Origin of the sequence: Massilimicrobiota sp. SW1139, assembly GCF_012027715.1 — a bacterium.
Classification (GTDB): domain Bacteria; phylum Bacillota_I; class Bacilli_A; order Erysipelotrichales; family Coprobacillaceae; genus Allocoprobacillus; species Allocoprobacillus merdigallinarum.
This window is the reverse complement of sequence record NZ_SJOR01000001.1, coordinates 127,019-147,364: the sequence shown is the minus strand read 5'-3', so window position 1 is coordinate 147,364 and position 20,346 is coordinate 127,019. Positions and strand designations below refer to the sequence as shown.

22 protein-coding genes are annotated in these 20,346 nt (G+C 28.9%); 4 read left to right on the top strand and 18 right to left on the bottom strand.

Going from position 1 to position 20,346, the window contains the following annotated elements:
* The first annotated feature begins 83 nt into the window (after positions 1-83).
* The 4 genes from E0K96_RS00790 to E0K96_RS00775 are packed head-to-tail and all read left to right on the top strand — an operon-like array spanning position 84 to position 4,715.
* Entirely contained in the window at positions 84-356 is a 273-nt protein-coding gene (locus E0K96_RS00790) for an ACT domain-containing protein (RefSeq protein ID WP_168080441.1), read from the top strand.
* Positions 357-367: 11 nt separating this feature from the next.
* The gene (locus E0K96_RS00785) at positions 368-1,732 is read left to right on the top strand and encodes a PFL family protein (protein WP_087244018.1); all 1,365 of its coding nucleotides are present in this window, start codon (positions 368-370) and stop codon (positions 1,730-1,732) included.
* A gap of 47 nt (positions 1,733-1,779) precedes the next feature.
* Complete coding sequence (locus tag E0K96_RS00780; RefSeq protein WP_168080439.1) at positions 1,780-3,009, top strand: ATP-binding protein; 1,230 nt, start codon at positions 1,780-1,782, stop codon at positions 3,007-3,009.
* Positions 3,006-4,715 carry a GNAT family N-acetyltransferase gene (locus E0K96_RS00775; RefSeq protein ID WP_087936380.1) on the top strand — a complete coding sequence of 570 codons (1,710 nt, stop codon included), beginning with the start codon at positions 3,006-3,008 and terminating at the stop codon, positions 4,713-4,715. The genes E0K96_RS00780 and E0K96_RS00775 overlap by 4 nt, the downstream gene beginning before the upstream one ends.
* 365 nt (positions 4,716-5,080) lie before the next feature.
* Here E0K96_RS00775 and E0K96_RS00770 read toward each other — a convergent pair whose 3' ends face one another.
* From E0K96_RS00770 to E0K96_RS00685, 18 genes are all read right to left on the bottom strand, one after another.
* On the bottom strand, positions 5,081-5,350 hold the full coding sequence (locus E0K96_RS00770; protein WP_168080437.1) for a hypothetical protein: 270 nt from the start codon (positions 5,348-5,350) through the stop codon (positions 5,081-5,083).
* A gap of 12 nt (positions 5,351-5,362) precedes the next feature.
* On the bottom strand, positions 5,363-6,547 hold the full coding sequence (locus E0K96_RS00765; protein ID WP_168080435.1) for a phosphopentomutase: 1,185 nt from the start codon (positions 6,545-6,547) through the stop codon (positions 5,363-5,365).
* Positions 6,534-7,457, bottom strand: coding sequence for a tyrosine recombinase (locus tag E0K96_RS00760; protein WP_087296578.1), 924 nt, complete (start codon positions 7,455-7,457; stop codon positions 6,534-6,536). The genes E0K96_RS00765 and E0K96_RS00760 overlap by 14 nt, the downstream gene beginning before the upstream one ends.
* Positions 7,458-7,515: 58 nt before the next feature.
* Complete coding sequence (locus E0K96_RS00755; protein WP_168080433.1) at positions 7,516-8,085, bottom strand: hypothetical protein; 570 nt, start codon at positions 8,083-8,085, stop codon at positions 7,516-7,518.
* 38 nt (positions 8,086-8,123) lie between these two features.
* On the bottom strand, positions 8,124-9,347 hold the full coding sequence (gene dinB / locus E0K96_RS00750) for a DNA polymerase IV (protein ID WP_370519843.1): 1,224 nt from the start codon (positions 9,345-9,347) through the stop codon (positions 8,124-8,126).
* Between the two features lie 14 nt (positions 9,348-9,361).
* Positions 9,362-10,183: a sporulation transcription factor Spo0A gene (gene spo0A / locus E0K96_RS00745; protein WP_087244092.1), complete on the bottom strand. Its 822-nt coding sequence runs from the start codon at positions 10,181-10,183 to the stop codon at positions 9,362-9,364.
* Positions 10,184-10,395: 212 nt separating this feature from the next.
* Complete coding sequence (locus tag E0K96_RS00740) at positions 10,396-11,388, bottom strand: SpoIVB peptidase S55 domain-containing protein (RefSeq protein WP_168080429.1); 993 nt, start codon at positions 11,386-11,388, stop codon at positions 10,396-10,398.
* Positions 11,389-11,449: 61 nt separating this feature from the next.
* Positions 11,450-13,102, bottom strand: a complete 1,653-nt coding sequence (gene recN, locus E0K96_RS00735; RefSeq protein WP_168080427.1) for a DNA repair protein RecN — start codon at positions 13,100-13,102, stop codon at positions 11,450-11,452.
* Between the two features lie 9 nt (positions 13,103-13,111).
* Positions 13,112-13,915, bottom strand: coding sequence for a TlyA family RNA methyltransferase (locus tag E0K96_RS00730; protein ID WP_168080425.1), 804 nt, complete (start codon positions 13,913-13,915; stop codon positions 13,112-13,114).
* Positions 13,896-15,770 carry a 1-deoxy-D-xylulose-5-phosphate synthase gene (gene dxs, locus E0K96_RS00725; protein WP_168080423.1) on the bottom strand — a complete coding sequence of 625 codons (1,875 nt, stop codon included), beginning with the start codon at positions 15,768-15,770 and terminating at the stop codon, positions 13,896-13,898. The genes E0K96_RS00730 and dxs overlap by 20 nt, the downstream gene beginning before the upstream one ends.
* Complete coding sequence (locus E0K96_RS00720) at positions 15,771-16,622, bottom strand: polyprenyl synthetase family protein (protein ID WP_168080421.1); 852 nt, start codon at positions 16,620-16,622, stop codon at positions 15,771-15,773. It lies immediately after the preceding gene.
* 4 nt (positions 16,623-16,626) lie between these two features.
* Positions 16,627-16,842, bottom strand: coding sequence for an exodeoxyribonuclease VII small subunit (gene xseB, locus E0K96_RS00715; protein WP_087244031.1), 216 nt, complete (start codon positions 16,840-16,842; stop codon positions 16,627-16,629).
* Between the two features lie 8 nt (positions 16,843-16,850).
* Positions 16,851-18,104 carry an exodeoxyribonuclease VII large subunit gene (gene xseA, locus E0K96_RS00710; RefSeq protein WP_168080419.1) on the bottom strand — a complete coding sequence of 418 codons (1,254 nt, stop codon included), beginning with the start codon at positions 18,102-18,104 and terminating at the stop codon, positions 16,851-16,853.
* Positions 18,104-18,508, bottom strand: coding sequence for a transcription antitermination factor NusB (nusB, locus tag E0K96_RS00705; protein WP_168080417.1), 405 nt, complete (start codon positions 18,506-18,508; stop codon positions 18,104-18,106). Before nusB ends, xseA begins: the two co-directional genes overlap by 1 nt.
* A gap of 97 nt (positions 18,509-18,605) precedes the next feature.
* The gene (locus tag E0K96_RS00700) at positions 18,606-18,953 is read right to left on the bottom strand and encodes an Asp23/Gls24 family envelope stress response protein (protein WP_087244034.1); all 348 of its coding nucleotides are present in this window, start codon (positions 18,951-18,953) and stop codon (positions 18,606-18,608) included.
* A 56-nt stretch (positions 18,954-19,009) separates the two neighbouring features.
* Entirely contained in the window at positions 19,010-19,468 is a 459-nt protein-coding gene (locus tag E0K96_RS00695; protein WP_168080415.1) for a SpoIIIAH-like family protein, read from the bottom strand.
* A gap of 62 nt (positions 19,469-19,530) precedes the next feature.
* A complete protein-coding gene (gene efp, locus E0K96_RS00690) occupies positions 19,531-20,091 on the bottom strand; it encodes an elongation factor P (RefSeq protein ID WP_168080413.1) in 561 nt (186 codons plus the stop codon).
* An 89-nt stretch (positions 20,092-20,180) separates the two neighbouring features.
* Positions 20,181-20,336 carry a hypothetical protein gene (locus tag E0K96_RS00685; protein WP_168080411.1) on the bottom strand — a complete coding sequence of 52 codons (156 nt, stop codon included), beginning with the start codon at positions 20,334-20,336 and terminating at the stop codon, positions 20,181-20,183.
* Between the last annotated feature and the right edge of the window lie 10 nt (positions 20,337-20,346).

Genomic DNA, 20,346 nt, shown 5'->3' with positions numbered 1-20,346 from the left:
TTTCTTAAAGGAGCATAGCTCCTTTTTTTCTTTTCTTTTTACATATTGTTTGTTATAATATTTAAAAATCAGGAGGAAGAAAAATGGAAAAAGCAATTATAACAGTTGTAGGTAGAGATCAGGTTGGCATTATTGCTCATGTATGTCAATTTTTAGCCAAAGCAAATATTAATATTTTAGATATTTCTCAAACAATATTAGATGGGTACTTTAATATGATGATGATTGTTGATATGTCTTTAGCAAAAGAATCATTTTCAGACGTTTGTGATCAATTAGAAGATTTAGGAAATCATATAGGCGTTTATATTAAATTACAGCATGAAGATATTTTTAATAAAATGCATAGAATCTAAGGAGGAAAATCATGATAAATTTATTTGAAGTTAATGAAACAAATAAGATGATTGAACAGGAAAACTTAGATGTCCGCACTATTACAATTGGGATTAGTTTACTTGATTGTATTGATGCTAATATAGATACTTTATGTCAAAATATTTATCATAAAATTACAAGTGTTGCTGAACATTTAGTTGAAACTGGAGAAAATATTGAAAAAAAATATGGGATTCCTATTGTTAATAAAAGAATTTCTGTAACTCCAATTGGTCTTATTGGTGCATCTGTATGTCAATCAACAGATGATTTTGTCAAAATCGCTAAAACTTTAGATCGTTGTGCTAAAAAAGTTGGTGTGAATTTTATCGGTGGTTACAGTGCGATTGTTTCTAAGGGAATGACACCTGCTGAAAAATTATTAATTCAATCTATTCCTCAAGCTATGAAAGAAACTGAATTGGTATGTAGTTCAGTAAACGTAGGATCTACAAAAACGGGAATTAATATGGATGCAGTTAAATTAATAGGGGAAATCATCAAAGAAACTGCTGAATTAACAAAAGAACAAGATTCTATTGGGTGTGCAAAATTTGTTGTCTTTTGTAATGCACCTGATGATAATCCTTTTATGGCTGGAGCTTTTCATGGAGTCAGTGAAGCTGATGCTATTATTAATGTGGGTGTCAGTGGTCCTGGTGTTGTAAGAAAAGCAATTCAAACAGCTAAAGGAAAAGATTTTGGAGAATTATGCGAAATTGTTAAAAAAACTGCTTTTAAAATTACACGTGTCGGACAATTAGTCGCTAGAGAAGCTTCTGCAGCTTTAAATATTCCTTTTGGAATTATTGATTTATCATTAGCCCCAACACCGGCAGTTGGTGATAGTATTGCCGACTGTTTAACAGAAATGGGCTTAGAAAGAGTAGGGGCTCCTGGAACAACAGCTGCTCTAGCTATTTTAAATGATCAGGTTAAAAAAGGTGGTGTTATGGCATCTTCATATGTTGGTGGACTTTCTGGAGCGTTTATCCCTGTCAGTGAAGATCAAGGTATGATTGATGCTGTTGAAGCTGGTGCCTTAACATTGGAAAAATTAGAGGCTATGACATGCGTATGTTCAGTTGGTTTAGATATGATTGCGATTCCAGGGAAAACATCAGCAAAAACAATTTCTGGAATTATTGCAGATGAAATGGCTATTGGTATGATTAATCAAAAAACAACTGCAGTACGTATTATTCCTGTTATAGGTAAAGATGTTGGTGAAAAAGTAGAATTTGGTGGTTTATTGGGATATGCACCTATCATGCCTGTCAATCCATTCTCATGTGATGAATTTATTGATAGAGGTGGACGTATTCCTGCTCCTATCCACAGTTTTAAAAATTAACAAAAAGACGATTTTATCGTCTTTTTTTACAGAAAGGAGTTTAATTTATGATTAACGATCAGCTTATAGTCTATAAAAATATATCTCAGGATGATATTGTTTTAAAATGTTTATCTTTTATGGATGATGATGCATCTATTGATGAATCAGAATTTATTGCTAGTCTTCTTGTTTTAGCTGAAAAATATGAATTACATGGACAATTATTCCAAAGTCTATTAACGCATTTATTAGCTTATCATGAAAATACATTCACATTGGCATTAGAAAGAAAAAAAGACATTTCTGTTTCTTTAAAAAAAGTAGTTTGTCATGATTTTGAAATCATTTACAATCTTTATCATTATGATTTTTCTTATCTTGATTCTTTATATAAAGATTTATTTTTTGACTTTCAAAACAGTTCTACGATTATCAATCAAGAAATTTTTGATGTATTAACAAATTTACAAACTCAGCTTTCTCAAAGCACATCAGTGGAAGAGTTTTATCAAATATTATATAATCATTATTATCAGTATGGTGTTGGAAAATATGGATTAAATAAAGCCTTTCGATATTTGAATAATCAAATTATACCAATTGATCATATTGGCAATAATACACTTGAACAATTAATTGGTTATGAAAGTCAAAAAGAACGCTTAATAGCAAATACTGAAGCATTTTTAAATGGTCAAAAAGCCAACAATGTTTTACTTTATGGCGATAGTGGGACAGGAAAGTCAAGTAGTATTAAAGCTTTATTGAATCGTTATTATAAACAAGGTTTAAGAATGGTTGAAGTCTATAAACATCAATTTATATCATTGCCTCAAATTATTAATGAATTACAAAATAGAAATTATCGTTTTATCATTTTTATGGATGATTTATCTTTTGAAGAATTTGAAGTTGAATATAAATATTTAAAAGCCGTTATTGAAGGTGGTCTTGAAAAGAAACCTGATAATATTTTAATTTATGCAACAAGTAATCGTAGACATTTAATCAAAGAAACATGGAATGATCGTAATCATGATCAGGAAATTAATAATAACGATGCTATGCAGGAAAAATTATCTTTAGTATCTCGATTTGGTGTTCAAATCATGTATATTCATCCAGATAAACAACATTATTTAGATATTATTGATGCATTAGCTAAGACTTATCATTTAACAATGCCAACTGAACAACTACATGAATTAGCATTACAGTGGGAAATAAGAAATGGAGGTTTTTCAGGAAGAACAGCAAAACAGTTTATTCATATGCTGCTTTCTCAACAATCATGAAACAATTAAAATTAGAAGATTATGCAATTATTCAACCGTATTTAGAAAAAGCCAATTATGAAGGATATAACTCCAATTTTGTCACAATGATGATGTGGAATCATGAGTATCATATACAATATGAAATACATGATAACTTTCTTATTATGCTGCATCATTATAAAAACATTTATTTTTGGGCCATGCCTTTTACGACACCCGAATTTTATCAGGAAGCTTTAGATTACATGATTAAATATAGCCATCAACATGGTTTTCCTTTTATGATTGATTGTGCTATTGAAAGTTTTGTTTCAACACTTCAAAAAAATGATTATTCGCATCAATTCCTTTTTGAAAGGACACCATTTAATGATGATTATATCTATGATAAAGATATGCTTCAAACTTTAGCTGGTAAGAAAATGCAAAAAAGACGTAATCATTACAATGCTTTTCTTAAAGCTTATCCTGATTATGAATATCGTGATTTGGATATAGTCAAAGATTTCGATATCATTTTTACTTGTCTAAATAGATGGGAAGGGGAAAAGGATAATTTAAGTGAATCAATGACAAGTGAAGTTAGAGGAATCATGTCATTGCTTTCCTCAAAGCATCTTTTACCATTTCATATTGGAGGAATTTTTATCCATAACCAATTAGAAGCTTTTATTATTGCTTCAAAACTTAATCATTCTACTATTCAAATACACGTTGAAAAAGCAAATAAAGATATTAGAGGATTATATCCTGCTATATTAAAAGAACTATTAGAACATCATTTTCAAAATGAAAAATGGGTAAATAGGGAAGAAGATATGGGTCTAGAAAATTTAAGACGATCAAAGCAATCATTACACCCTGTTAAGATGATTCATAAATATCGTATTTATGAAAATCAGACAATAATTGAAAAAGCAAATGATCATAATTTAGAAGATATTAAAAAACTATGGCTACAATGTTTCGAAGATGAAACAGAAGAATCAACAAACTATTATTTTCAAGAGCTTTATCATAAAGAAAATACTTTTGTACTTAAAAATGATAATCGTATTTTATCTGCTTTACAAATCGTTCCAATGTCTATTATGAAAAATAAGAAGCCAGAAGAATGTTATTTTATATTAGGTGTGTGTACACATCCATATTTTCAAAAACAAGGCTTAATGAAGCAACTTCTATATTTTGTTTTGAGTAAATACACAAATAAAACGATTTATCTGCAAGCTTATCATCCTGAAATTTATCGACCTTTTGGATTTCATGCATCACATTATCATCAGGTTATTGAGATTGATAAAAATATGTTGGAAAATTATTCTGATTTGAAAATAAGTCAGCAATATGATTTGTTAGAAAAATATTATCATCAATTTGTTAGTCATTTTGATGAATATCGTATTCGTAGTCATGAATACTGGCAACTTTTAAGAAAAAGATGTGAAAGTTTCAATGATCAAATCCTTATATTTGAAGATTTAGGCTATTTTATATATCATGAAGATGATGAAAGTATTTATATAAGTGAAGCCATCTATTTCAATCAAAATAATCTTTTACAAATGTTGTCATATTTTAAGAAATCTTCTAAAAAGTTAATTCTTGAATGTGATATGACTGTAAATTTAAACTGTGAAAGTAAATATATCATTACAATGATGAGCAATACGCTTCAAAAAGATAGAATGGAATCTAATAAATATATTAATGAAGTATACTAATGAAGAAGCTAAAATGCTTCTTTTTTTATAAAAAAATACTGATTTTCAATTATCAATAATACAAAAACAATGGAAAACAAATATATCGTGTTATAATAGATATAAGATAAATTGTAAACGGATTTAATAATTCCATTTATTATGATTGATTTTGTAAAAATTTTATGAAGAAAAATCCAAAAAATCAATGTATTATTTAGATATAGAATATCTATGTCAATATAAATAAAGATAAATGGGAATTTGCTCATAAATATGCAGGGATGCAGGGGAGTCATATTTAAACATAATAAAAAGTCTTATAAATCAGTAATAAGACTTTTTAAAAGTATATACAACTTCGTATAATATATATTATGTGAATTTTATAAGAATATTGAAACAAAAGAATATGTACTTATAGCCAAAACTATGATAATCAATATAAGAATATATATCATGAGATGAGAAGCCATTTTTTTATACTGTTGAAATGCAGCTAAAAAAGAACAAGTATACAATATCATTGCGATGATATAATTTGTTATGATAACAAAATGATTATCTAAAGACAAAGCAAAAATATATAACAAAGCACCAATAAGAGTACCTCCTAAAGTTATCATAATGCCATGTCTAGTATCCTGTGAATTCATAATAAATTTCTCCTAGATGATTTGATTTAATATAGATGATCCTATACCAGGGTTTTCAACATCAAAATTATCTGCAATGGTTGCTCCAATGACTGCATAACTTTTTAACAGTCCTAAATGTTTAGGCATTTGTAAAGACTTGCTATAAATGATAAGTGGAACATTTTCGCGTGTATGATCTGTTCCTTTGTATGTTGGATCATTTCCATGATCAGCAGTAATCATTAACAAATCATCACTATTTAAACAATATAATAATTCTTCTAACTGATGATCAAATTCAACAATAGCTTGTCCATATCCTTCAGGATTTCTTCTATGTCCATAAACAGCATCAAAATCTACTAAATTTAAGAAAGCTAATCCACGAAAATCTTCTTTCGCAATTTCTATTGTTTTTTCCATACCATCATGATTAGAAACAGTTTTGACTTTACGTGTAATACCTTGATCAACAAATATATCTGGTATTTTACCAATTCCAATGACTTCAACCTGATTTTCTTTAAGACTATCTAAAACAGTTTTACCAAATGGTTTTAACGCTAAATCATGACGATTAGCTGTTCTTACGAATTCACCTTTCTTTTTACCAACAAATGGTCTGGCAATGATGCGTCCAACTTTCCATCTGTCATCCATTGCAATTTCTCTAGCAATTTCACACGCTTTATATAATTCTTCAAGAGGTATAATTTCTTCATTAGCAGCAATTTGAAATACTGAATCTGCTGATGTATAAACAATCCAATCACCAGTTTTTATCTGATGTTCACCCCAGTCATCAAGTATTTTTGTGCCACTTTCAGCATAATTTCCAACACATTTACGACCTGTTTTTTCTTCAAATAGATCAATGAATTCTTTTGGAAATCCTGTTTCAGTGAATGTTTTAAAAGGTTTGGTAATATGTAATCCCATCATTTCCCAATGTCCAGTCATTGTATCTTTACCATTGGAAACTTCTTCAAGTCTTGCAGTATAAGCTAATTGATTTTTTAAAGCATGAATACCTTGAAATTGACCAATATTTCCTAAGCCCATTCCTTCTAAACAAGGAACATCTAGCCCCCCTACTTTTTCGCAGATATGACCTAAAGTATTTGCGCCAACATCATCAAATTGTGCAGCATCATGTGCATCTCCTATACCTAATGAATCTAACACTATTAAAAATACACGTTTATATTTTTCCATTTTTCTTGTTCCTTTCTTGCATTCTAGGATGTAATTGACGATAATCCTCAATTGCTTTATTTTGTGATACATGTGTATAGATAGTTGTTGTTGAAATATCACTATGCCCTAGCATTTCCTGAATTGAACGTAAATCAGCATCATGTTCTAATAAATGTGTCGCAAAAGTATGGCGTAAAGTATGAGGACTTATATGTTTCATTAAACCACTATTTTTCACTAAATGTTCAAGAATATGATAAAAATCATCTCTCGTCATTACTTTTCCATTTTGAGTTAAAAAAAGATAAGGTGTTGTTCCTTTTTTGCAAAGTTCATCACGATACTTTTCAATATATTCTTTGAGTAGAAGTCCACAACTTTTATTCATTGGAATAATTCTTTCTTTATTTCCTTTTCCAACACATCTAACAAATCCTTTTTGAATATTCACACTTTGCAAAGTTAATGAACACATTTCACTCACACGCAAACCACATCCATATAAAACTTCTACCATACAACGATTTCGTGATGAAATGGCATCTTTTACAACAATAGAATTTAATAATTGAAACATTTCTTCTTCACTTAAAACCTGTGGCAGATATTTTTTACGCTTTGGCATTTCAAAAGAACTCATTATATTTTGAGAAACAATTTTTTCTTTAATGAGAAATTGATAAAACTGTCTTAAAGATATCATATGACGATCAATAGTCGCATCACTTAATTTTTGACGCATTGTTTTTAAGTATGAATATACATGATCCTTGTTTACATCCTCGATATATTGAATTTCATATATCTTAAAAACATAATCCAAAAAATGTTTAATATCTCTTTGGTATGCATGAACAGTATGCTGACTATAATTTTTTTCAACAATCATATACTCTCGATATTCCAACATAGCATCTTTACATTTCAAAATACATCACCATTGCTATTATAACAATTTTTATCAAAAAAAACTACTAAAGTCACTTCTAAAATAAAGGAACAATATATAATCGAAAAGCTAATGAACATGTGAGTACAATCAATGAGGCAATAATAAAATTAAGTCGATAATTTAAAATACTTTTGATATTAAAATTCTGTTCGATATAAAAATTAACTAATGTCACATAACTAGATATATATAGGCCAATATAAACAATAATTGAAACTATGATGATTTCAAAAAAAATTTCACATAACATTAAAATAACCATAATTACATTCATTTGAACAACAGATAAAACATATTGTAGAGAAAATGATATTTGTAATCCTTTTAAAAAAGTTATAAATAACAAACCTAATTGTCCTACATAACTCGTACTTAAATATGTACAAATAAAAATCAATAATCCACTTTGAATAATATATAATTGGTAATGATTTGTATAACTTTCAATATTTAAATAAAATAAATAATGGAAAAACTTTTGTATAGGTTCCTGTGTATGCGTATACTGATAAAATCCAAATAAAAAGCCTATTAATCCAGTAATCCCAATTGCAATAAGTATATATTTTTTATTTTGAATAAAACGCTGTAAAAAAACACTCATGTTATCACCTCTGTAAAGCATATGAGCGTTCTTTTAAATTATTCATTATTTTTGAGATACTTTTTTTGAATTTCATCATCTTCAATAAGTGAGGATGCTTTCATAACTTTCATATCAGGGAAGTGTTCATTAAATTGATGAATAAACTGATCGGTTTGAGAATGATGAGATAGATGATTCCCTTGTTTACCAAATAAAGATAACTGTATATTTAAATCTTGAACATGAACAACATTATTTAAACTGACACCAACAAGACGTAAATTTTCACCACTATAAATACTTTCAAATAATAATAAAGCTGTCGCATAAATGATATCAAAATCATTTGTATATTGATCAATAATAGTTTGTTTTGTCTTTGATTTTTCTCGTGTATATTTAAGTGTAATAGAAATAGAATTAGATACAAGATCTCTTTTTTTGGCACGATTTGAAACTTCCTGTGACAAAGAATGAAAAACGGATTTAATGAATTCTTCATCATGACTATCATTTTCAAAAGTCGTTGAATTTCCAACTGATTTTAACTCATTCTTCTCATAATTGATTTTAGAGAAATCTTTGCCATTAGCTCTTTGATAAACAATAAATGTATTCTTTTGAAAAATAGTTCTTATTTTTTCATAGTTTTCATATTTTGCCAAATCACCAATAGTATAAATTCCCATTTGCTGTAATTTTGGAACAGTCTTTTTCCCAATTCCATACATATCCCCTACAGGTAAATGCCAAAGTTTTTCTTTAAAATTACGATTTGTAATCATGGTTATCCCCATTGGTTTTTTCATATCACTGGCCATTTTAGCAAGAAATTTATTAGGCGCAACACCAATAGAACATTGTAATTTTAAAGTTTTAAAAACATGATTTTGAATGTCTTTAGCGGCCTGATATGGATGGATATGCTGATGTTGAATATATTCTGTCATATCAACATAGCACTCATCAATACTTGCGACTTCAAGTTTTTTTGAAAAAGATGAGATAAGCTCAAAAAATTGTTGAGATAGAGTTTTATATAGTTGAAAATGAGGCGGAACAGTAATCAATTGTGGACATAGTTCTTTTGCTTGAAATAAAGGCATTGCTGAATGAATTCCATATTTTCTTGCTTCGTAAGAGGCAGTTGTAATAATGCTGCGACGTGACTCACGACAGACAACAATAGGTTTTCCTTCTAAATCAGGATTTTGAGAGATTTCAGCACTTGCAAAAAATGCATTCAAATCAATATGAAAAATAATTTGCAAAGAAATCACCTCAACTTTCATAACTATTTTAACATATAGTTTTTATAATTATAAAGACTTTCTTTTTTTACATGATCAGTTTTATGTGCTAATCTTAATTTATCAGCAATCATTGCAATAAATTCTGAATTTGTTGGTTTCGCTTTAACTGCCGAAACAGTGTAACCAAATATATCATCAATAGCATCTGTATTCCCCCTGTTCCATGCAACTTCAATAGCATGTCTAATAGCTCTTTCTACACGAGATGAAGTTGTATTATACATTCTTGCTATATCTGGATATAAAACTTTTGTAACCTGACCAAGAATTTCAATATTATAATATGTTGTTAAAATAGCTGTTCTTAAGTACATATAACCTTTAATATGAGCAGGAATTCCAACTTCATGTAAAATTTCTGTGATTTCATTTTCAATCTTCACTTTTTTATATTTTTCAGATTCATCCTGATCCATTAAATCTGTTTTTTGAAATTCAGATGCAGTAATATAAAGTGTTGATTGAATAAAGTGTTGAATATCAAAAGGATATTTAAAGCAATAAGTGACACCAAGTTCTTCTAACATATTGCAAATTGTCTGATTTGTAAATTGGGTAATACAGATAACTTTTTGAAAAGATTGTTTATTCATTTCTTTTAGTTTTTTTAAAACTCCAATGCCATCAATTTCAGATAACATTAGATCAATAATTAATAAATCACAAGTTCTTTGATTAAAGAAATTTAAACAATCAATACCATTTTGTGCCGTTCCAACAACAGTCATTTTATTTGTTTTTTCTAAATTATATTTTATATTTTCCAATAACTCTGGTTGTTCGATAGCAATAAATGTTTTCATAATTTCCAATTTTCCCTTTCGATTTCTTCTCATCAGCAAATTTATTATATATGTGTCAAATTCATATTCCTAGTCTTTATACAAAAAATAAATGTGAAAAAATGAATTTATATCTATTCGTCAAAATTTTCACTGCTTTTTTCGACATAAAGTTTGTTAAAAAGTCTAATCATGTTGAAATAAGAAAAAGAGAATCTAGCAGGATTCTCTTTCTATTTGTCGTTTTTAAGCATCCAATCAATATATAATCCATAACCTTGATGAACATTGTTTATGTCAACATGTGTTACACATCCAATGAGTTTATTGTTTTGAATGATAGGTGAGCCACTCATTCCTTGAACAATACCATTTGTTAATGACAGAACTTCATCATCTGTTATTTCGAAAGTTATACCCTTTACATCTGGTTCGTTTTGTTTCTTTAAATCAGTGATACGAATTGAACAACGACTGACTTCGTGACCATTGAGAACAGTTAAAAAATAAGCTTCTCCCAATTCAATCTCATCCATAGAAGCTGTTGAAATTGTTTGAAGTTGATCAGAAAGATTTGTATATTGGCCATAAATACCATAATTATTATTTTCATACAATCTTCCTATTTCAATAGAACCGATTTCAGCAATTTTTTCACCTGGATTTCCATTTTGAGAAGGGTTTATTTTTTTAACATACGAATTATAAACTGTTCCATTTTTAATCGTTGTATCACTTGATAATGAAGTATCATACATCATATGTCCTAATGCTCCAAAGTGATGTGTTTCAGGGTTATAATACGTCATCGTACCTATGCCAGTTAAACCATCCTGAACATAAAGTCCAGTCGTAAATTGATCATCTTTTTTTTGAAATTTCAATTCTTTTTTTATGGTCTTATTCTGACGTTTTAAGGTTAACATAATTTTTTGATTCTTTTCTACACTGTTCTTAACAGATTCCATTAACTCTGAAATAGATTCTACATTCTGCTGATTCACTTGCATAATTAAATCACCAGACTGATAGCCATCACTTGCTGGATTATAGGGACGATTGTCAATAGAAATATCATAAGTTCCAGTAATCATAACACCTTCATAATCAAGCTCGATACCTATTGATTGACCACCTAGAATAACATCTGCTGCATAGACTTGAAAGGATGGGAATACTAATGAAACGACAGTGATGAGTGATATACTCAACTTTTTAAAAAGCAAAGCATATACACCTCCTTGTAATCAAATTGATTACATTTTATTTTGGCATATATGCTTTATTTTATGCATCTAATAATTTTTTTGCATTTGCTATAGCTTCTTGAGTCATAGTTTCACCAGATAACATTTTTGCAATTTCTATAATTTTTTGGTTAGAATCTAGAAGATGAATAGAAGTTATAGTTTCATCATCAGTTGATTTTTTTTCAATACAATAATGATAATCTGCCAAAGCTGCAACCTGAGGTAAATGAGTAATACAAATAACCTGTTTTTTTAAAGCTGTTTTTTTCATTTTTTCACCAATTTTCGTCGCAACTTTTCCACTGACACCAGTGTCAATTTCATCAAAAATAATAGTATCAATACTGTTATATTCTAAAATTGTTGTTTTTATTGCTAACATTATACGTGAAATTTCTCCCCCACTCGCTGTTTCATTTAAAAGGCTTAAATCTTGTCCCTGATTGATAGAAATCATAAATTGTATATCAGTACATCCAAGTGGTTGAAGCATTTGAGATTCTTTTATTTGAACTTTAAAAATAGCTTTATCTAAATATAAGTCTTGGAGTTCTTGATGAATATCAGCTTCAAATTTTTTAGCATATTTTTTACGTATATGATGCATTTGCATTGCGATATCTTTTGTTTTCTTTTCTTGTTGCTGAAGCTTATTTTGAAGCTGTAAAATATATTCTTCTCTATTTTCAATAGTTTGAATTTTTTGTATTAATTCATCATGATATTCCTGAATATTTTGCATTGTAAAACCATATTTTCTTTTTAATCTATTGACTTTAAATAAAATATCTTGAAGTTCATTAAAACGATATTCATCAAAATGAAAAGAACGATATGTATCCAGTATATTTTCTGTAATATCTAATAAGTTATAATAAAGATTTTGTATACTTTCTACAGGTTCCTCAAACTCTTGGTAAGAAGATAATGATTGAATTTCATAAGTAGCCTCTTTTAATTTTGGTAAAACACCTTGACCATTATTCATAAGTTGTTCAAAATTTTGAATACTTTCATTCATTTTCTCATAATTTTGTAATATTTTTAATTCTTCTTCAAAATGATCTATTTCATCATCTGTATAACTGACTTCTTCAATTTCTTTTAATTGGCTTTTTAAAAAATCAAGCTGTTCATCTGACATATCTTCTTGAATAGTTTGATTCAAATGTTGTTGTATATCTTTATATTGTTGAAATTGAGTTTGATAATCTAAGAAAAGATCTTGTAGCTCATCTTTTGCATATTCATCCAATAAAAGGATATGGTTTTTTTGAGCAAAAAGTTTTTGTGTTTCAAATTGAGAATGAATATCAATCAAATAAGGCATTAATAACTTCAAAGCATTATGAGTAGATGATTGATAATTGATTTTAACTTGACTCTTACCATTACTTTGAATATTTTTTGTAATAATAAATTCGTCATCAGCTTCTATATGTAATTGCTGACATATAGCTTCTAGTTGAGGTGTCACAGTCACATCAAAAACACCTTCAATGATAGCTTCTGAACATCCTTTTTTGACAAATGAAGCAGAAGAGCGGTTACCACATAATTGTCCAATAGCATCAATCACAATAGATTTTCCAGCTCCTGTTTCTCCAGTAATAACGCTCATTCCTTCTTGAAAATCAATTTTCATTTTATCAATAATAACAAATGATGAAACATATAAACTTTTTAACATGTATTTCACCTACCCTTTAAAATGGCTGTGTGCTTCTTCGACAACTTTATAAATATCTATATCTTTATCTACATTCTGACGATGAATAAAGCATCCTAAAAACTCAATATTCCCTTCTCCTCCAGTAATTGGCGAGTAAGTCAGTCCCTGTAAAGAAAATCCTTGTTCACGAGCATATGTAATAACTTCTTGAATGACTCTTTGATGAATTTCAGGTTGTGAAACTATTCCATGTTTCCCAACATCTTCTCTGCCAGCTTCAAATTGTGGTTTAATTAAAGCCACACAATATGAATCCTTTTTTAAAATCTGAGATAAAGCAGGAAATATATGTTTTAACGAAATAAACGAAACATCAATACTCGCAAAATCCGGTTGACCATATTGAAATAAATCCATTGTAGCATATCGAAAGTTTGTTTGTTCTAAAACGTGAACACGAGGATCATTTCTTAATTTCCAGACTAACTGATTTGTTCCAACATCTAAAGCATAAACCTCTCTAGCACCATGTTGTAAAGCACAATCTGTAAATCCTCCAGTAGAAGAACCAATATCAAGCATTAATAGATGATTTAAATCTAAATTAAAAATTTGAATAGCTTTTTCAAGCTTTAATCCACCACGTGATACATAGGGTAATTTTTCACCTTTGATATACAAATGTGAATCAACTGGTATTTTAGTACCTGGTTTATCAATATAGTCATAATCATCACGAACGATTCCCGCCATTATAGCTCGCTTTGCCTTTTCACGAGAATCAAATAATCCCTGTTCTACACAAAGAATATCAACTCTTTCCTTCTTCATCAAGTATCTCCTTTACTTTTTGTTTTAAATCATCTAAATGTATATGTTCTATTTTGAATAATGTGTCTAAATCTCCTTGAGGTGTGTAATGGTCATCAATTCCTATATAATCAATAGTCATAGGCATTTTCTTTCTTGAATAATAATGAGCAATAGATGCACCTAACGACCCAATCATCAAATCAGTTTCATAAACAAGTATATGTTGATGTGTTTGAGACAGTTCATCAAGAATATTTTCATCCATAGGTTTAATAAAACGTGCATTAATTAAATTAACTGGCAATTGTTCTGTCATAAGCCAATGAGCAACACGATCAACTTTTACATCATAAGTAACAATAGTTAAAGCATTCTGTGAATCAAAGATAATCTTTTCCCATGATCCTATACTTATCTCCTTATCTAAAGAAATATCTTTATCTTCAATATTCCCCTTTGGAAATCTGAGAATATAAGGATGTTGAAAGTGACGAAAAACAGTATTTATCATCATTTTCATTTCAATAGCATCTTTAGGTGTCATAATAACAAGATTTGGAATAGATGAAAGAATACTCATATCAAAAACGCCATGATGAGTTTCACCATCTGCACCAACAAGTCCACTACGATCCACGCCTATGAGACATGGTAATTGCATTCTTGCAATATCATGGTTGATCTGATCATATGCACGTTGTAAAAAAGAAGAATAAATAGTAATAAATGGTTTCTTTTGAGCATTTGAAAGTCCAGCAGCAAAAGTCATAGCATGTTCTTCAGCAATGCCTACATCAAAAGCACGATCAGGAAAAGTATCAAAAATATGACGCAGACAGCTTCCTGATATCATTGCTGGTGTAATTGTTACAATGTCCTGGTCTTCATACATCCATTTTTCAATATGTCTTGCCACAACTTCACTCCAGCTAATAATGGAACTTTCTTTTGAACGAATACCTTCACGATAGTCAAATGGAGCAACACCATGATAAACTCCATAATAATCATTTTCAGCAAGAGGGTATCCTTTTCCTTTTACAGTATGGACATGAACAACAACACTATGATCCATTTCAGATGCCAAACTCAAAGCATTAAAAAGATCATGAAAATCATGACCGTTAATAGGTCCTATATAATCTAAACCAAATTCACCAAAAATATTATCATTAATAACATTGTTTTTTATTTGATCCTTCACTTTTTTTGTTATTTTATAAACTTTTTTTCCTAAATTTGATTTACTTAAAAAAGAAATGTAATTATTACGAGCGTTTTTGTATTGTGTAGACATGCGAATATCAGAAAAGAAATTACTTAAGCCACCAACATTTCTAGAAATAGACATATTATTATCATTAAGAATAATAATCACTTTAGAATCAACAGATCCAATATAATTAAGTGCCTCAAATGATTCCCCACTCATAAGTGCAGCATCACCTACAACACATATCATTTCACCTTGTTCGTGATTTAAATCTCTAGCAATGGCCATTCCAATAGCCGCTGATAATGCTGTTGATGAATGACCAGCTTCCCATACATCATGAATACTTTCTTTTTTCTTTTGAAAGCCACTCAAACCATTATATTGTCTAAGTGTTGAAAATTGTGCAGCTCGTCCTGTCAATATTTTATGAACATAAGATTGATGTCCAACATCAAAAATGATTTTATCTAATGGTGAATCAAAAATATAGTGTAAAGCAATTGTTAATTCAACAACCCCCAAATTACTAGAAAAATGTCCACCTGTTTCAGATACATGATGAATAATAAATGACCTGATTTGATCAGCCAGTTCTTCTAGTTCTTCAATATTTAATTGTTTTAAAAATTGAGGATTCTTGATTTGCTCAAGTTTCATTTAACTCACCCTTTTCAAAATTTTTATAAACAATTCTAAAATCAATCCATGATTAATTTGCATTGCATAAATTTTTTCATAACATTTTTGGAATAATTCTTCGATTTTTTTCTGTGAAGCTTCGACTCCTATCAAGCTTACATAAGTAGATTTATGATTTTCCAAATCACTTCCAACCTTTTTTCCTAACTCTTCAGTCGTCCCTGTAACATCTAAAATATCATCCTGAATTTGAAATGCTAAACCTAAGTCAAAACCAAGTTGTTTCCACGCATCAAGATCACTTTTTTTTGCGATACAGGCAGCTATTTGCATGCTAACTGAAATTAACTCTCCTGTTTTGTGTTTATGGATATCTTCTAATTGAGATAAATCAGCTTTTCGATTTTCAAAATAAAGATCTTGCTGTTGACCATAAATCATCCCATTAATTCCACTTGCCTGATACAAAAGATTAGTTAGTTGAACTTTTAAAGAATCATCAAGTGAGGTTGTTTGTAATATGATATTAACTCCTAAATTTAATAAAGCGTCACCAGCCAAAATAGCTGTAGCTTCATCAAATTCTTTATGACACGTTTTTCTTCCTCTTCTTAAATCATCATTATCCATACCAGGTAAATCATCATGAATAAGTGAATAAGTATGAATCATTTCAATTGCACATGCAACATCTAAATATTGATGGTAATCAAATTGATAAGCTCTTAACACTGTTAAAAATAAAATTGGACGCAAACGTTTACCAGGTGCCAATAATGAATATAACATTGCATCCTTGACTCTTCCATCTTTCAATGGTTCACATAATTCCGCTAAACGTTGATTAATTTCTTCTTTCATTGTATCCATTGTATTATTCCCCATTCTTAAATTCTTTGAGCTTTCCATCTTCATATATTTGTGCAACTTTTTCTTGAATATTTTTTAGTTTTTCATCACAATATTTGGAAAGAGTAATACCTTCTTGAAATAAAGCTATGCTATCTTCTAATGCAATTTCATTATTTTCAAGTAAACTTACAATTTCTTCTAAACGCTTTATAGCTTCTTCATATGTCATTGCTTCCATTTTCTCACCTACTTTATTTGTGCTTTTCTCATACCATCATAAAATTGTATATCAATAAGATCGTCTGTTTTTACATCATTTTGAGATTTTATAAGTTGATTATCCTTCTTTATTAAAGTATAACCTCTCTGCATAACTTTTAAAGGGCTTAAAGCATCAAGTTGGATAATCAATTGTTGAATTTTATAGTTTTGTTTTTGTATATTTTGATCCATTTTTTGCTTTAACTGTTTTTGATGATGTAAAAGCTGTTGTTCAATTTTCATATTTAATAACTTAAACTGATAAGAGAACTGATCTTGTAAATGGGTTAAACGTAATATCTCTTGTGAATAAAGAGCTTCTGGTGTTGTTAAAAAATAAGAATTTTTTAATCTATTTAATGTTTGTTGACAATTTTGAAGATAGTGGTTCATATCATGCACCAATTGTTGTGTTAATCCATTCAGATGTTTTTTTAATTCTTCCTGATCTGGTGTAGCACTTACAGCTGCTGCTGTTGGAGTTGGACAACGCAGATCACTGACAAAATCGCATATTGTAAAATCTAATTCATGTCCAACGGCACTAATAATAGGTGTCTGGCATTGAAAAATAACACGGGCTAAAGCTTCTTCGTTAAAGTTCCACAAATTCTCAATTGTACCACCACCACGTGTTATCACAATCAAATCAAAACCAATGCGATCTACATTTTGTAAAGTTTCGATAATTTTTAAATATGCATTTTTCCCTTGGACTGGAATTGGGAAAAAAATCAATCTTACAAAAGGGAAACGTGAATGTGCAATTTCAATAAAATCATGAACAGCATCTCCACTTTTAGCTGCTAAAATAGCAATAGATTTAGGAAAACGAGGTATAGGCTTTTTATACTTTTCATCAAATAAGCCTTCTTTTGCTAATTTCTTTTTCAAATCTTCAAATGCTAGATATAACTTTCCTAGGCCATCCTGTTCAATTGATTGTACATATAACTGATATTCACCAGTGACTTCATAAACCGAAACACGGGCTCGTATATACACTTTCATTCCATTTTCCAATTGAAATTGAAGTTTTTTTGCTGCCGAAGAAAACATAACTGCTGAAATTCTTGAATGATCATCTTTTAAAGTGAAATAAAGATGACCACTAGGATGTGGTCTATAATTTGAAATTTCACCAGTAATATAGACATTATGCAAAGAAGCATCCTGATCAAATCTTGCTTTTATATATTTATTTAATGTATGTACACTAATATATTTTTTTGCATCCATTAAGCAATATGTCCTAAAATACCATTAATGAATTTATAAGATTCATCATCACAGAACTTCTTAGCATTAACAACAGCTTCATTAATCACAATTGTTTTAGGAAGATCGGATTCCAACAATTCACAAGCCGCAATTAATAAGATGGCTCTTTCCATAACGCTTAAACGTTCAAAAGTCCAACCTTTCTTTAAATGTTTTTCTAATAATTTTTGATAAGATTCTTTATTCTGTAATGTTGTTTCTACTAACCACAACGCAAAGTTTAACGAATCTTCACTTGTTGATAATTTTTCATTTTCTGATATATAAGTACGCATTTCATCAAGAGAAGTTCCTACTAATAAATTTTGATAAATACAAATCGTAGCTTGTTCTCTCGCTATTTTTCTATGTGTTTTTTCCATATAATTAAGTTGCCTCCACAATTTTCAAATATATTACATTTTACCACAATTATATATAAAAATAAATAAAAGAAAAGTAAGAAATCATTTTCTTACTTTAATCAAACTCAATATTATCAACTTCAATATTGATGTGTTGTACATCAACATCAGTCATTTGTTTAACAGCAACTGCTATTTTCTCCTGAATTTCTTTTGTTATTGATGAAATATTAACACCATATTTAATACGAACATGGATACATATATAAACTTCATTATCTTTTATTGAACAGTTTACTACTTTTTTTGTACCGGGAATCTGCATTCCCTTAGATGTATCTAAAGAAACATTTTTCATTTCATTGACAGTTCTCTTTGTAATTTCATCAAACACTTGAACATTCATCAAAATCTTTCCATTAACACGTCCTTGTGTATAAGTATAGTATTCATTATGTGCCATAACATTACCTCTCTTCTTACTACTATTGTATATAAAAAGTTACAAAAATACAAGTTTTATTCATCAATAAATTTAACTTCCACCTGATATGAATCACCTACTAAATTAAGAACTTCTTTAATGACATTTGAAGCATCACTTTGTGTTGCATCCTTTTTCAAAATTGTTATTTTGACAGTCTGATTATCAATTTCTACATAACTTTCCTGATAACCAAGTTCCGCTAATTGTGTGACAATTGATTTTTCTTTTTCAGTCACATTTTTTGTTTCACTTATAGTTTCTAGTGCTTCATTAATAGATTCAGAAGTGCTTGATTCTTTTGCAATAATTTCATTGTTTTTAGTAATAATATCTTCTCTTTTTTTATCAAGCTGATTCTGTAATTGTTCAATAGTAGAAATATCATTTTGAACAACTTCATTTTGTGAGGTTGGTGGTAACATGATGTAATAAATTGATAACACAAGAATAAGACTAAATAAAGTTAAAAATGTAAAAGCCTGTTTATTCATATTCATTCTCCTTTTTTCTATATACTATATGATAAAACAGACTTAATTATGAAAAAAAGAGCTTACGCTCTTCCTTGATATTTACCATCAACTGTATTAACAATAACAACTTCACCTTCATTAATAAATAAAGGAACTTTAATTTGATATCCAGTTTCGATAGTTGCATTTTTTGTTGCTCCAGTTGCTGTATCACCTTTTACAGCTGGTTCAGTTTCAGTAATTTTAAAAGCAACATTAATTGGTAATTGAATTCCTAAAACTTCACTTTCATAGCTTGTTATTTCTACTTCGTCTGAAGGTTTTAAGAAATTCTTTTCCCATTCAAGACGACTAGCAGGAATTTCAATTTGTTCATAAGTTTCATTATCCATGAAAACAAAGCTATCTCCTGAATCATATAAATATTGCATTTTTCTTTTTTCAATCATCGCTAAATCAATTTTTGCAGTAGGATTATAAGAAACTTCAGTAATAGCACTTGTTCTCATATTTTTTCTTTTTACCATATATTTTCCTGATAATCTACCTTGTTTATTTTGATCATTAGAAATACATAAAAAAAGATCATTATTTTCTGTATATGCATTTCCTGGTTTTAATTCTTTAATGTTGACTGCCATAAAAAATATCTCTCCTTTGCTATATGTCTTCTAGATTATAGCAAATTTCAATGATATTGTAAAATAAAAAAGTGCATTGTACTATTGCTTTAGAAAAAAAGAATAAAGATAAAATCTATTGCAAGTAAAATATAGATCATGACTTTTAGATTGCGTTTCTTTTTTTCATCTATCATTGCCTTATTACAATAACATGTTAATAAAAAACAAATAATCAAAATACCAAAAACAATATAATAAATCATAAAATAGAAC